This window comes from Streptomyces thermoalcalitolerans (genome assembly GCF_039525155.1).
GTDB classification, from domain to species: Bacteria; Actinomycetota; Actinomycetes; order Streptomycetales; family Streptomycetaceae; genus Streptomyces; species Streptomyces thermovulgaris.
Genome location: NZ_BAAAHG010000135.1, coordinates 1 through 1,232 on the forward strand (window position 1 = coordinate 1; position 1,232 = coordinate 1,232).

General features: G+C 69.1%; 1 protein-coding gene and 1 pseudogene. Both read left to right on the plus strand.

The annotated features are described in order from the left end of the window. On the plus strand, window positions 1-1,059 hold a 1,059-nt coding region (gene qcrA / locus ABD224_RS29195; protein WP_344055330.1), incomplete at its 5' end, for a cytochrome bc1 complex Rieske iron-sulfur subunit. Then, window positions 1,056-1,232 (plus strand): annotated as a pseudogene (locus ABD224_RS29200) (cytochrome bc1 complex cytochrome b subunit); the annotation flags it as partial. The gene qcrA and the pseudogene ABD224_RS29200, both read left to right, overlap by 4 nt.

Genomic DNA, 1,232 nt, shown 5'->3' on the forward strand with positions numbered 1-1,232 from the left:
CACGACATTCCAGAACAGAACCTGCCTGCCGGGCAGGCTGCCGTTGAGCGCGGGCGCGGTGCGGTCTCGGTCGCGGACGAGCGGAATCCGTTCGCCGATCCGGGCCTGCCGCCGCACGAGCCCCGGGCCCAGGACATCGACGAGCGGGCGGCCAAGCGGTCCGAGCGCACCGTGGCCCTGCTGTTCACGGTGTCGATGCTGGCCACCATCGGTTTCATCGCCTCCTACGTGGCGATCCCGATCGATGCGTCGGTCTACGTCTTCCCGCTGGGACACATCAACGCGCTGAACTTCGCGCTGGGCCTGACCCTGGGCGTGGCGCTGTTCACCATCGGCGCCGGTGCGGTGCACTGGGCCCGCACGCTGATGTCGGACGTGGAGATGGCCGACGAGCGCCACCCGATCGAGGCGCCGGCCGACGTGCGCGCCAAGGTGCACGCCGACTTCGCGCAGGGCGTGAAGGAGTCGGCCATCGGGCGGCGCGGGCTGATCCGCACCACGATGCTGGGCGCGCTGACGCTGGTGCCGCTGACCGGTGTGGTACTGCTGCGGGATCTGGGTCCGCTGCCGGGCACCAGCCTGCGGCACACGCTGTGGGCCAAGGGCAAGCGGCTGGTGAACATGAACACCAACCAGCCGCTGCGCCCGGAGGACGTCGCGGTCGGGTCGCTCACCTTCGCCATGCCCGAGGGGCTGAAGGAGACCGACGAGGACTTCCAGAACGAGATCGCCAAGGCCGCGCTGATGATCGTCCGCCTGGAGCCGGAGGACATCAAGGACAAGCGCGAGCTCGACTGGGGGCACGAGGGCATCGTCGCGTTCTCGAAGATCTGCACCCATGTGGGGTGCCCGGTGTCGCTGTACGAGCAGCAGACGCACCACGCCCTGTGCCCGTGCCACCAGTCCACCTTCGACCTCGCCGACGGCGGCCGTGTGATCTTCGGCCCCGCCGGACACGCCCTGCCGCAGCTGCGCATCGGCGTGGACAGTGAGGGTTACCTCCAGGCGCTCGGCGACTTCGAGGAGCCCGTCGGCCCTGCATTCTGGGAGCGCGGATGAGTACCACAGCAGCGAACGAGTCCCGCGCGCGCGGGAAGGCGCCGGCCGGTGAGCGGTTCGCCGACTGGGCCGATGGCCGGCTGGGGATCTATTCCCTGGCGAAGGCCAATATGCGCAAGATCTTTCCCGACCACTGGTCGTTCATGCTGGGAGAGGTCTGCCTGTACAGCTTC